13 protein-coding genes, 1 pseudogene and 1 riboswitch are annotated in these 12,763 nt (G+C 39.3%); of the genes and pseudogenes, 7 read left to right on the top strand and 7 right to left on the bottom strand.

The features are described 5' to 3' along the window. Nucleotides 1-87: 87 nt before the first annotated feature. A riboswitch (TPP riboswitch) is annotated at nucleotides 88-191 on the bottom strand. A gap of 223 nt (nucleotides 192-414) precedes the next feature. After that, complete coding sequence (locus NYP54_RS07455; protein WP_283155980.1) at nucleotides 415-1,290, bottom strand: A24 family peptidase; 876 nt, start codon at nucleotides 1,288-1,290, stop codon at nucleotides 415-417. Nucleotides 1,291-1,471: 181 nt separating this feature from the next. Here NYP54_RS07455 and sucC point away from each other — a divergent pair. The 3 genes and pseudogenes from sucC to NYP54_RS07440 form a co-directional block, all read left to right on the top strand. After that, nucleotides 1,472-2,653: pseudogene (sucC, locus tag NYP54_RS07450) on the top strand (ADP-forming succinate--CoA ligase subunit beta); the annotation flags it as partial. Beyond that, nucleotides 2,650-3,534 (top strand): succinate--CoA ligase subunit alpha, encoded by an 885-nt coding sequence (sucD, locus tag NYP54_RS07445; protein WP_151193626.1) that lies wholly within the window; start codon nucleotides 2,650-2,652, stop codon nucleotides 3,532-3,534. The pseudogene sucC and the gene sucD, both read left to right, overlap by 4 nt. Before the next feature lie 145 nt (nucleotides 3,535-3,679). Next, nucleotides 3,680-4,132, top strand: coding sequence for a DUF29 domain-containing protein (locus NYP54_RS07440; protein WP_283155979.1), 453 nt, complete (start codon nucleotides 3,680-3,682; stop codon nucleotides 4,130-4,132). Here the strand turns inward: NYP54_RS07440 and NYP54_RS07435 are convergent. The 3 genes from NYP54_RS07435 to NYP54_RS07425 all read right to left on the bottom strand — a co-directional run bounded on the left by NYP54_RS07435 (nucleotide 4,124) and on the right by NYP54_RS07425 (nucleotide 5,652). Continuing rightward, nucleotides 4,124-5,050 carry an RluA family pseudouridine synthase gene (locus tag NYP54_RS07435; protein ID WP_283155978.1) on the bottom strand — a complete coding sequence of 309 codons (927 nt, stop codon included), beginning with the start codon at nucleotides 5,048-5,050 and terminating at the stop codon, nucleotides 4,124-4,126. The genes NYP54_RS07440 and NYP54_RS07435 overlap by 9 nt on opposite strands. 1 nt (nucleotide 5,051) lies before the next feature. After that, nucleotides 5,052-5,177, bottom strand: a complete 126-nt coding sequence (locus NYP54_RS07430) for a hypothetical protein (protein WP_283155977.1) — start codon at nucleotides 5,175-5,177, stop codon at nucleotides 5,052-5,054. 94 nt (nucleotides 5,178-5,271) lie between these two features. Then, nucleotides 5,272-5,652 carry a hypothetical protein gene (locus NYP54_RS07425; RefSeq protein ID WP_283155976.1) on the bottom strand — a complete coding sequence of 127 codons (381 nt, stop codon included), beginning with the start codon at nucleotides 5,650-5,652 and terminating at the stop codon, nucleotides 5,272-5,274. 83 nt (nucleotides 5,653-5,735) lie between these two features. On the opposite strand from NYP54_RS07425, the gene NYP54_RS07420 reads away from it, so the two are divergent. After that, nucleotides 5,736-6,422: an HAD-IB family hydrolase gene (locus NYP54_RS07420; RefSeq protein WP_283155975.1), complete on the top strand. Its 687-nt coding sequence runs from the start codon at nucleotides 5,736-5,738 to the stop codon at nucleotides 6,420-6,422. A gap of 4 nt (nucleotides 6,423-6,426) precedes the next feature. On the opposite strand, the gene lysS is transcribed toward NYP54_RS07420, so the two are convergent. Both lysS and prfB read right to left on the bottom strand, forming a co-directional pair. Then, nucleotides 6,427-7,965 carry a lysine--tRNA ligase gene (gene lysS, locus NYP54_RS07415; RefSeq protein WP_283155974.1) on the bottom strand — a complete coding sequence of 513 codons (1,539 nt, stop codon included), beginning with the start codon at nucleotides 7,963-7,965 and terminating at the stop codon, nucleotides 6,427-6,429. Between the two features lie 144 nt (nucleotides 7,966-8,109). Continuing rightward, nucleotides 8,110-9,205, bottom strand: a protein-coding gene (gene prfB, locus NYP54_RS07410; RefSeq protein WP_117003630.1) for a peptide chain release factor 2 whose coding sequence is annotated in 2 segments (ribosomal slippage) — nucleotides 8,110-9,132 and nucleotides 9,134-9,205 — 1,095 coding nt in all. Because the reading frame shifts where the segments join, the coding sequence is not laid out codon by codon here. A 419-nt stretch (nucleotides 9,206-9,624) separates the two neighbouring features. On the opposite strand from prfB, the gene NYP54_RS07405 reads away from it, so the two are divergent. After that, nucleotides 9,625-10,377: a response regulator gene (locus NYP54_RS07405; protein ID WP_283155973.1), complete on the top strand. Its 753-nt coding sequence runs from the start codon at nucleotides 9,625-9,627 to the stop codon at nucleotides 10,375-10,377. Nucleotides 10,378-10,731: 354 nt separating this feature from the next. On the opposite strand, the gene NYP54_RS07400 is transcribed toward NYP54_RS07405, so the two are convergent. After that, a complete protein-coding gene (locus NYP54_RS07400; RefSeq protein WP_117003632.1) occupies nucleotides 10,732-11,334 on the bottom strand; it encodes a response regulator transcription factor in 603 nt (200 codons plus the stop codon). A 280-nt stretch (nucleotides 11,335-11,614) separates the two neighbouring features. Here NYP54_RS07400 and NYP54_RS07395 point away from each other — a divergent pair, with 280 nt between their 5' ends. Then, nucleotides 11,615-12,202, top strand: coding sequence for a hypothetical protein (locus tag NYP54_RS07395; RefSeq protein ID WP_283155972.1), 588 nt, complete (start codon nucleotides 11,615-11,617; stop codon nucleotides 12,200-12,202). 85 nt (nucleotides 12,203-12,287) lie between these two features. After that, nucleotides 12,288-12,713, top strand: a complete 426-nt coding sequence (locus tag NYP54_RS07390) for a hypothetical protein (protein ID WP_283155971.1) — start codon at nucleotides 12,288-12,290, stop codon at nucleotides 12,711-12,713. Nucleotides 12,714-12,763: the final 50 nt, after the last annotated feature.

Raw genomic sequence — 12,763 nt, 5'->3', positions numbered from 1 at the left:
TATGGCTCCTTAGATTTTGCCTTTTACATGCGTAGGAAAACTTTTTGTGATATATCGCGCCAATCATTTTGAGCACAGTACAAAATACAAATCGTTATAACAACTTCCTACGCTAGTACTAACTAGTTCAGGTACAAAGGGTTACAAAACTTGCATTTTGCTCTCAGCCAACGGCACCCCTGTTGTAAACGCGATTTATCCTAAAGTAATTTTTCGGAGGTGTCTACTGCTAGATTTTGCTCTTAACATAAATCTTATCTAGAAATGTGGGAATATACCGCTCGTAAATCATTTTGCGGTGTTCAATGACGAAGAAGTTTTTGAGCCTTTTGAGCAATTATATCGCAGGCAATAGCTAGGACTATTGTCAAAATAGAATTGCTCAAAAGTGCAGAAAATTCAATGCTAGTAATACTATAAAATGGTTTGTGAGTGGTATAACATTTGGAAATATGCATGAGTGAGCGTCTGACCGATAAAAGGATACAATATCCCAGCAAATGCAATGGATGGACCAAAAGGAATCAGAGAAGTTCCTCGTCGCTTTATTAAGCTTATGACAATAGCAAACACAATACCGATCACCGCACTGGTGAATATTAAAAACAGCAAGCTTGGAGCGCCAAACCAAGCGCCAAGGGCTGCCATTAATTTGAAGTCACCATAGCCCATGCCCTCTTTTTTGGTAATGAATTTAAACACCCAAAATACGAGCCATAATATGCCATAACCAAGGACTGCACCCAATATTGCCTGTATTGGTGAGCTAAAAACAAAGGTGCAATTTATTAATAGCCCAAGCCACAACAAAGGCAAGGTTAGATTATCAGGCAACATAAAATGTTTAAGGTCAATCGCTGCGAGCGGAATTAAAAAGAAATACATCAAACATAACGACAATGCCGCAGACGTCACACCAAAATAGTACAGCGTGAGAAACACCAGAAGACCGCTAATGAATTCAACACTTGGATAAAGTAAAGATATTTTACTGCGGCAAAAGCTGCATTTACCACGCAAAAAGATAAAGCTTACAAGAGGAATATTGTGCCATGGCTTCAGTTGCTGGTGACATGCCGGACAAGCTGACCTGCGATGAATATTTTCAGATAACCTCCCCTTTATATCAGGTGGCGAGATATCAAGAATGTCATAGGCTTGATCTTTGTATTGCTTATCTAGTATTTCAGGCAGACGCGCAATGACCACATTTAAAAAACTGCCAACACAAATAGCAATAATGGTTGCCGCAATGATAATAATAGGTGCTATCTCGTTTAAAAATTCCATAAACACATTCAAAAAACAGATTTCCTATGAGTATATACTCATTAAAAAAAGCGAAAACAAAAACTTTGGTAATTGATGCTTAACCGAGCATTAATATTAGGATATACTTGCCGGTGTTTTCGTTTTTGTGTCGATCAGAACATGAAAATTTTGTTAAACAAACCATAAAGTAAATAGTGAGAAAGATATGAATTTACATGAATATCAAGCAAAACAGCTTTTTGCTGAATACGGCTTACCGGTATCAAAAGGTTATGCTGTTGAAAGCGTTGAAGAAGCATTGGTTGCTGTTGATAAAATTGGTGGTGACATGTGGGTTGTTAAGGCTCAGGTTCACGCAGGCGGTCGCGGCAAAGCGGGTGGCGTGAAACTTGTTTCTAACAAGGAAGATGTTGCTAATTTTGTGAAAAACATGATGGGCACACGTCTTGTTACTTTCCAAACCGATGAAAACGGTCAGCCAGTTAGCAAAATCCTTATCGAAAGCTGCACTGATATTGCCAAAGAATTATATCTAAGCGCGGTTGTTGATCGTAGCACGCGTCGTATTATCTTTATGGCATCGACTGAAGGTGGTGTTGAGATTGAAGAAGTTGCAGAAAAAACACCTGAGAAAATCTTCAAGGAAATTATTGACCCAGTCGTCGGCGCGCAACCTTACCAAGCACGTAAAATTGCGTTTAAGCTTGGCTTAGAAGGCAATCAAATCAAGCAATTTACTAAGATTTTCTTAGGTCTTGCAAAAATGTTCCAAGAAAGAGATCTTGAGCTTTTAGAAATCAATCCTTTAGTCATCACCAAAGAAGGTAATCTTCACTGCCTAGATGCTAAAGTAGCTGTTGATGGTAATGCATTATATCGTCAACCACAATTAGCTGAATGGCGTGACTTATCGCAAGAAGATGAGCGTGAAGCACGTGCTGCTGAGTGGGAACTTAACTATGTTGCTTTAGATGGTGACATAGGATGCATGGTTAATGGTGCTGGTCTTGCAATGGCAACAATGGACATCGTTAAACTTCACGGTGGACGTCCTGCAAACTTTCTAGATGTCGGCGGTGGTGCAACAAAAGAGCGCGTATCAGAAGCATTCAAAATCATTCTATCTGATGCAGCTGTTAAAGGTGTATTTGTTAATATCTTCGGTGGCATCGTGCGTTGTGACATGATTGCTGAAGGTATTATGGCAGCAGTTGAAGAAGTTGGCGTTAAAGTGCCAGTTGTTGTGCGTCTTGCCGGTACAAATGCTGAGTTAGGTGCCAAAAAATTAAAAGAAAGCGGTTTAAATATTATTGCTGCTAATGGTTTCACAGATGGTGCGAAGAAAATCATCGAAGCAGTTAAAGAGGTATCTCACGTATGAGCGTTTTAGTTAATAAGAATACAAAAGTTATCTGCCAAGGTTTTACTGGTAAGCAAGGTACTTTCCACTCTGAGCAAGCGATTGCTTATGGTACAAAAATGGTTGGTGGCGTCACACCAGGCAAAGGGGGTACAACTCACTTAGGTCTACCAGTATTCAACACGGTTCAAGAAGCCGTTGATGCAGTACAACCTGATGCAACTGTTATCTACGTACCAGCTCCTTTTTGTAAAGACTCAATCATTGAAGCGGCTGATGCTGGCATCAAATTGATCGTATGTATTACTGAAGGCATTCCTGTTATGGATATGCTTGAAGCTAAAGTTTATGTTGAGCGCTCAGGCTCACGTTTGATCGGTCCAAACTGCCCAGGCGTTATTACGCCAGGCGAGTGCAAAATCGGTATTATGCCAGGTAGCATCCATATGCCAGGTAAAGTTGGTATCGTATCACGCTCTGGTACATTAACATACGAAGCAGTTAACCAAACAACTGCTTTAGGCTTTGGCCAATCAACATGTATCGGTATCGGTGGCGATCCAATTCCAGGCACTAACTTTATCGATGCTTTAGAGATGTTCCAAAACGATCCACAAACAGAAGCAATCATTATGGTTGGTGAGATTGGTGGTTCAGCTGAAGAAGAAGCTGCTGAGTACATTAAAAAGCACGTTACTAAACCAGTTGTATCATACATCGCTGGTGTCACCGCACCTGCTGGTAAGCGTATGGGTCACGCAGGAGCCATCATCTCTGGTGGTAAAGGTACAGCCGCTGAGAAATTTGCAGCACTTGAAGCCGCAGGTGTCGCTGTTAGTAAATCACCTGCTGAATTGGGCAAAGTCCTTCAGCAAGTTACAGGTTGGGCGGTTCCGGCTTAATCATCTATATTCTTTTCAAGCGCGCATATTGTGCGCTTTTTAGTTTCTTATAGTTTATTTACTTTCATTGCACTAAAATTTTGTCTGTATACTTTTAAATTGTATATACTTCAAAGAGCTAAGCTAACGTTTAGGAGATTAAGATATGGCAAATACACTTTATGATAGAGATTTCTATGCATGGACCATGCAAACAGTTAAAGCACTCAGAGAAAAAGCTTTTGATAAGGTGGATATAGAACATTTAGTTGAGGAAGTAGAAAGTATGGGTAAAAGTGATTTTAGAGAGCTTAAAAGTCGTTTAATTGTACTTATTGCACATTTACTAAAATGGGAATATCAAGAGAGTCAAAGAAGCACTAGTTGGCAAGGAACTATTAGGGAGCAACGCAATTCAATAGAAGATGTGCTTGAAGACAGTCCAAGCTTATATCGCTTACTTGAAGGCTTAATGACTGAAGATAAATTATATGCTCGCGCAGTTAATCTTGCTGCTTTGGAAACAGAAATTGCTAAAAAAGCATTTCCTGAGCACTGCCCTTATACAGTAGCACAGCTCTTAAATCATGACTTTTTACCTACTGATGATTTAGAGTAAACCTAAAATTTTTATACAATCACGATCATATGGCGCTTCAAAGCGCATATCTTCTCCAGTTTTGGGATCCTTAAACGACAAATTGGCAGAATGTAAAAATAGGCGATTAAAGCCTTTCTTTATCAATACTTGATCTTTATCAGCAATACCATACTTTTTATCGCAAACGATCGGGCAATGGTATGCCGCAAGATGCACACGAATTTGATGCGTTCTACCGGTGTGCGGCATCGCTTCGACCAAAGTGTATTGATCAAATTTCTGCAAGATTCTAACACTGGTTAATGCGTCTTTGCCTTCCATTTTATCAACACGCACCATACGCTCACCATGTAGTAGTAAGTGACGCTTTAATGGCAAGTCAATCTGTTTGACTTTATTTGACCAACTGCCATGCACTAGGGCGTGATAAGTCTTTTGCACTTCACGCTTTTTCAAAGCTTCATGAAAATAGGTCAAGATGCTGTATTTCTTGGCAATGATCATACAACCCGAGGTTTCCTTATCCAAGCGATGAGCCAACTCAAGCTTTTTAGCTTGAGAGCGCAGTTGACGCAAGCGCTCTATTAACCCTGAGTTAACGCCTGAGCCACCGTGAACGGCAATGCCAGAGGGCTTATTAATAATCATATAATCCGCATTCTCGAATAAAATAAGTGATTCAAGGAAACTCAAATGGTTATCACTTACCTTAGCTGGCGCTTCTTCCTCAAGGATAAAGGGTGGAACGCGCACAATATCACCCGGCTCAACGCGATAAGTTTGTTTAATGCGTTTCTTATTGACGCGTAAGTCTCCCTTGCGAATCCAACGATATATCAAGGATTTGGGTAGTTTACTAAACTGTCCAATCAGAAAATTATCAATGCGCTGACCTTCGCGATCAGCATCTACTTCAATATGTTGAACACCAGCCATCTTAGAACTCAACCACGCTACGAATGCTTTCGCCTTTCTGAGATGGTAATACATCAATAGTTTCGATTGAGAGGGGGTTATTGGCTTGCCAAGCAACAGCTGCTTTAGATTTTATAGTATAAGACATGTCGATCCTTTGTTCCTGCAAAATATTGGCACTTATTATGCGCGAAACCACCAACCCAGCCAAGGATTTCCATATCTTTTTGCCCTATCTCCTGTTAATAAACCAAGTCCTTTGGGTCTATATCGATAAAATCTGGTTCAGGTGTCACCTCAAATTGAATGGCGTTAATGATTTCTCGATTTTCCAACTTAGCTTTGCATACCCGATGCATGCCATCCATAATTTGCCCATCGGCACACAGCAAAATCGGGTAACTCATATCAGCAGCTTGAATAATTTTTATATGCTCAATAATATTCGAGCATGTTGGTTTTTCTTCGCCAAGCTCATACCAATAACACTGATCAAGCTCTTTAATTTGATCGACTTTAATCGATATTGCTTTTAGATGCTGTGATTGCCTAACAAGCTTTTTAACATCCCAAATTAACAGCTGCCCTTTAGCGTACTTTCTAAAATGATACTGAGCTCTCATAACACCCCTCAGATTTCTATTTGACAAAGTTCATATCGCTTATCATCATATCTACAAACTCACCGTAACACCACGCCAAAACCATGTCTGATATCGCTATTTTTGATCTTGATCACACGCTTATTTCTGTTGACTGCTCCAATGAATGGGCAAAATATCTATGTGATCAGGAACTGGTTAATAACCCTAAAACTTTTATGGCAACCAAAGAGGCATACGATCGCGCCTATCATGCCGGTGAAGTCGATATGCTCGGGTTTTGTCACTTTATCTTACAGCCTCTGATTGGACACAATGAAAGCTCATTACAAAACACATTAAAAGACTTTGCCCACTTTATTGTCAAGAACTTCACTTACCCTGAATCTCACCAAGCAATTAAGGAGCATGTAGCAAAGGGAGATCAGATTTTATTAATATCCGCAAGCTTGATCGATTTAGTGCGCCCCATTGGTCTTTTACTTGGATTTGATCAAGAAAATATTATCGGTGTACAAAGTGTCAAAGAAAATGGCAAACTCACCGGTGGCGTTATCGAGCCACTAAGTTTTGGTAGCGGCAAAGTTCACTACTATCAACAATGGCTGCAAAAACAATCCGTAGCATTTGAGCAAAGCACTTTTTACTCTGACTCAATCAATGATGCGCCATTATTAAAGCTTGTTGATAAAGCAGTTTGCGTGAATCCAGATCCTAAATTAGCATTATTAGCTCATGATAATAAGTGGGAAATAAGATGCTGGCAGCAGGTAGAAGTAGTTAACTCATAAAAAATTATTCAGGGCGCATATGCGGGAATAAGATCACGTCACGGATTGATGCGCTATTGGTGAAAAACATCACTAATCTATCGATGCCAATACCCTCACCTGCAGTTGGTGCCAAACCATACTCTAAAGCACGGATATAATCCGCATCATAAAACATTGCTTCATCGTCCCCTGCATCTTTTGCAGCTACTTGCGCCTTAAAGCGCTCAGCTTGATCTTCTGCATCATTTAACTCAGAGAAACCATTAGCAATCTCGCGCCCGCCGATAAAGAACTCAAAGCGATCAGTAATAAAAGGATTATCATCATTGCGACGCGCCAATGGTGAAACCTCTGCTGGATATTCGGTAATAAAGGTTGGTTGAATCAAACGATGCTCGACCGTTTCTTCAAAAATCTCTGTTTGTACTTTACCTAAACCATAGTGTGATTCAACTTTAATACCTAGCTTTTTAGCAATTGCTACTGCTTGATCAAAGTCTGCCAACTGCGCTTTGGTAACCTCTTTATTGAAGTGTAAAATCGAGTCAAACATGCTCATACGCACAAAGGGTTGTGCCAAATCATAGTCTTGACCTTGGTAATGAATATCTGTTGTACCCAAGACTTCTATCGCCATCTTGCGCAATAAATCTTCGGTTAAATCCATCAGATCTTTATAATCAGCATAGGCTTGGTAAAATTCAATCATGGTAAACTCAGGGTTATGGCGCGTTGATAAACCTTCATTTCTGAAGTTACGATTAATCTCATACACGCGATCAAAACCACCAACAACCAAACGCTTTAGGTAAAGCTCAGGTGCGATACGCAAATAAAGCGGCATATCTAATGCATTGTGATGCGTTGCAAAAGGCTTTGCTGAAGCACCCCCTGGAATCACGTGCATCATTGGCGTTTCAACTTCCATAAAACGATGCTCATCAAAATAACGGCGAATAAATTGAATCATTTTAGAGCGCGTCTGGAAAACTTTGCGACTCTCACTATTAGTCATCAAATCAACATAGCGTTGGCGATAACGCGTTTCTTGATCGGATAACCCATGAAACTTATCAGGCAATGGGCGGATGGATTTGGTTAATAACTTAATGCTCGTTGCGTGCACTGATAGCTCACCGGTATTGGTCTTAAACAATGTCCCTTCAACACCAACGATATCACCCAAATCCCAATGCGCATTAAAGCGATCATACTCGCCTTCAGCTAAATCATTTTTGCGAATATACGCTTGAATACGACCTGACATATCCTGAAGCGTGATAAAAGATGCTTTACCCATAACACGCTTAAGCATAATACGTCCGGCAATTTTTACCGTTGGCTTATCTGCCAACGCTTCTAACTCTGCTTTTTCGATCTTACCATATCGTGCTTGCAAACACGCTGCTGCGGCATTGGGTTTGAAATCATTAGCAAAAGCAATGCCATTATTTGATTCGGTATGCTCTTTAAGCTTTTCTTTGCGCACTTGGATCTGATTATTTTCTTCGATTTGCGCTTCTTCTTTTGTCATCACTTGATCTTGAACTTGTTCTGTCATGGCTGTTATTCCAGTTTTTTATTTTAATCTTTATTTAAAGGCGTATTCGATACGCCCCTACGCTGCATCATTTTCAATACGCCCCGCTACATTATATGCAACACGCTCCTATGGTGTATCATGCCAATTTTAGCAATCTGGCTATTACAAACCCATTTTCAAGCTGGCTTCGATAAATTTATCTAAATCACCGTCAAGCACTGCTTGTGTATTGGTGTTCTCTACTGAGGTTCTTAGATCTTTGATTCTTGATTGATCAAGTACATAAGAGCGAATTTGGCTGCCCCAACCGATATCTGATTTAGACTCTTCAAGTGCTTGTTTTTCAGCATTGCGCTTGTGCATCTCTAGCTCATATAACTTTGATTTTAGCTGCTTCATCGCTTGATCTTTGTTTTTATGTTGTGAGCGATCATTCTGACATTGCACGACAATACCTGATGGCTCATGCGTAATTCTTACCGCTGAATCTGTACGGTTGACATGCTGCCCACCAGCACCTGACGCGCGATACGTATCAATGCGCAAATCCGCAGGGTTAATCTCGATCTCGATATCATCACTCACCTCAGGGGAGACAAAAACCGATGCAAATGACGTATGACGACGGTTGCCTGAATCAAACGGTGACTTACGCACCAAACGATGCACACCCGTCTCAGTCCTAAGCCAACCATAGGCATACTCACCTTCAAAACGAATCGTGCAGCTCTTAATACCCGCAACATCACCATCTGACACTTCAATCAATTCCGTTTTTAAGCCATGCGCCTCGCCCCAACGTAGATACATACGCATAAGCATTTGTGCCCAATCTTGCGCTTCAGTGCCTCCCGAGCCAGATTGCACATCCAAAAACGCATCATTTGGATCCATTGGGTTATTAAACATACGCATAAACTCAAGCTTAGCTAACGCAGACTCCAAATGATCAATTTCGGTAATCACCTCTTGCAAGATGCTCTCATCATCAGCCTCTTGTGCAAAATCAATCATCTCTAGCGCATCAATAATTCCCTTATCCAGCGTTATGACATTATTAACAACCACTTCAAGGGCTGTTTTTTCTTTACCTAGCGTTTGCGCATTCTCTGGATCATTCCAAATCGCTGGATTTTCCAACTCCATTAATACTTCGTCTAAACGCTCTTTTTTATGGGCAAAGTCAAAGATACCCCCGAAGTGTATCTAAGCGCATTGCCATCTCTTTTAATTGTGTTTTATAGCTATTTACTTCCATTACAGAAAATTTTATTTGCTTGGCGTTAAAGTGGTCGATATTCTAGCATAAGCTTGACTCAGCTGCGAATTGTTTTTCCTCTCACCATTACTCGATTGGCTAATGTCACTACACACTTCAGTTTTTACTCTGGTGCAGTTGGTACTGTGACACTACCATTAAAAATCACTTTGCAAGTCTCTTTGCATAAAATTCACATTTTGTCTTTTTTAGTTACATTGAGTCTTAAAACCAATTGCGGCTATTGAGTTATTATTTTTTGCTCTATACACTCTGTATCTTAAGTGTAATGCTTCAGTGAATGTGTGCACTCTCCAGTACCATGTGAGTCTTGTGTTTGCTGTACTCTATGCCTGCGTAATTGGCTTAAACGCAAACATTCCACCCTGAAGCGTATAATTTACTAGAAGAGCACAACAATGCAAGAAACTATTTTAATCGTTGATGATGACAGCGAAGTTAGAAATCTGCTATCCGCCATGCTGACTCGAAATAACTTTAAAGCATGCGCAGTAGCTAATGCCCATGATGCAAGTAGACATATTAAGCAGGATCCACCTGATTTAATCCTACTAGACATTGACCTTCCCCTAGAGAATGGCATCGATTTTTGTAGAAAATTGCATACCAAATCTCCTATACCAACCATTATGCTCACAGCCTCAGACGATGACATTGATAGAGTTTTATCTTATGAGGTAGGAGCAGACCACTATATAACAAAGCCATTCAACCCCAAAGTGCTAATAGCTGCAATTAAAGCAGTCCTGCGACGATCGCTAGAATTACAAAACGAGAAATTAGAACAAAAACGCTCTCAATACGCCTATTTCAAAGATTGGTGCTTCAATATTAAAGAGAGATCACTAACACACACTACTAATGGCATTTCTATTGAATTGACAACAAAAGAATTTGAGGTATTGCAATTACTCATTGAGCATCATGGAGAACCGTTGTCTAGAGATAGTCTCATTATGAAACTATATGGGAGAGAATATAATGGTTTGGATAGAAATTTAGACATGATGGTTCTAAGAATTAGAAGAAAAATAGAAAACGACCCTCAGACCCCTCAAATAATTAAAACCATACATGGAACTGGGTACATGTTCAGCTCCCCAATTCGCTGGGAAAGCTCAACAGAAGAAATTCTTTCTGAAAAGCCATAAACCATAAAATTACAATAAATAACCATCTTTTTCATTAAATAGCTTGTTTTGGTTGGATATGTTACAGTTGACGAGGGATAATTGTAATCGGCTGGGTTAATGCCTTTAATCGCAAGCTCACGATGGATATAATTTAACAAGGAGATAATGTATGTATTCGCTATTCTATCAAACACAAATTGTACACGCAAATAATCTATGCAGTGCAGAGATTATGCTCGCAGAAGGAGTTCCTCTTTCCATTGTATCAAAGGTATTTGAAGAACTACCAATGGACGCTCTTTTAAGAATGAAGCCTGCTTGATCGGGAGGGAAAATAAAGCCTTATGCTTCCCCACCATCGCTTGGCTTTTGCTAAAAATTTTCACTCAACAAATGTATGGTCAATTTATTAAGCCAGCAGCCTAAATCATAGTAACGAGTTAGGGTGACAAAGTCATACACCTCAAAAAGACAGTATAAGTCCTGAACAATATTTCTTACTGTGGACTCAGCACGAAAGATGCGATTAGCAATTTCAAGGTTGTTGTGTCCTCTACATTTTAATGTTAGTACATAAAACTTTAAAAGTGATAATTTGACGGGTTTGAAGTAATTCCATATCGTCAGGCTTTTGCCATCCCAAGTTACAGGAGTCTTTGCTATCTTAAAAAAGAAGCCTCTGATCTCAACTTTGTCCAAATTGAGATATGTTCTCGTCGTAATGATTGACTCCGGACCTTTATCACTGAAATAAAATAACTCTTTTTGTATAGAAACCCCTTTAAGTAAGCGTGCTTCTTTTTCACCCGTTGAATAGATTTTATGAAATGGTTTTAGCTCTGCTATATCCACTTCACTCTTTCCCTGCAATTCTTTCTCATCTTCGACACCGAGATACAATAAGTACTGCTTATTAATATTTACTAATCTGCCAAGTTTATCCTTTTCAAAAAAAGCATATTCATGCTGCGTCATAATATTCCCCATAATGACAAAAAATCTTAAACATAATTACCTTCTCTAGCAGCCACAAATGGTATATGAATGATTTTATGAAAAAAAGCGTAAAACTACGTAACAATTAATAATTTATAGAAACATAAAGTAACTATATTTGTCATTTTGCAAAACAAAGAAACGCAGATGCATTGTTTAAGACAGAATGATGAAGTTGTCTCAATTCGATTGAAAGAAAATCCTTTGTCGCGAAAAATTCACTTTAAGCGAAATTAAAAGCAAAAGCACATGTGATAGCATGGATACAACAGTTACAAAGTATATCTCTAATATTATCCAAAGCTTGCTTGGCACAACAGGCGCAGGCGGTATGGATTTTACGGTTTTCGATTTTGTCCGTGGTATAGGTGTCATTATGGGGCTATGTATCTTATTTGTTGCAATTATTCGTTTATCTAAGCATGGTAAAACACAGCAGATGTTTCGTTATTATGCACCCTCCACCACGGTGCTTATGTTTTTTGCTGGTGTTACGTTGCTATCAATGAGTGGCTTTTTGGATATGGTTAGCACCACTTTATTCCCTCAAGACATGTCACTTGATCCGATTAAGACAATCAGTGAATATGCATCCTTTGCAGAAAAAGCCGAAGATGTAGATATTGCACAAAAATATTTGATTTTTTCTCTGCTTGCTATTGTTGGCTTTATTTCTTTGATTCGTGGGATTTTTCTTCTCATTAAAGTCTCTGAAGGACAAAGAGAAGGCGGGATTGGTCAGGTTATCAGCCATCTTATTGCTGGTGTAATTGGCATGAATGCAGCGGCTTGCTTTACTATTTTAAATAATGTTTATGATTTCGAAAAATATTGGCATGGTGGCTAAGAATCAACACTTAAGCTGCAACATTAATGGATAAATCATTTTACTCAATTTATACGACATAAACTTAAAACAACGGAGAACTAAAATGGCAAAAATCAATCGATCCACAATTAAAAAAGTTTGCGCAGTAGTCGCTATCTTATTTCTTACCTGTGCGGTAAGCTACGCTGCAGATCCTAGCCCTGGAACAACGGGCGATTTCAAAGCATGGGCAAAAGGTATCATCACTTTTTTTAGCCAAATAAAAACCTTTATTTCTATTGTTGCCACGTTGGTTGGCATGTGGTTTATCTATAGCGCAATCCAATTATTTAGAAAACATCACAATCAAGGTGCACAAAGTCAAGGTGAGCATATTAAAAATGGTGGTGGTCATCTGGTGCTTGGCGTTTTACTAACCTGCCTTGTTCCTGGTATCCAAATGTTTCAATCAACCATTTCCAAAGACATGGGCAAGACTGATTCTGTTCAAGAGTTTACAGTTGACAAAGATATTTTTAATAACACGTAATAATAAAAATACATCATTAGCTTAATTGCCTTTAATTAATTTTGTCAGGA

It is taken from the genome of Cysteiniphilum sp. QT6929 (genome assembly GCF_030035755.1).
Lineage (GTDB): Bacteria > Pseudomonadota > Gammaproteobacteria > Francisellales > Francisellaceae > Caedibacter > Caedibacter litoralis.
This window is presented reverse-complemented; position numbering and strand designations above follow the sequence as displayed.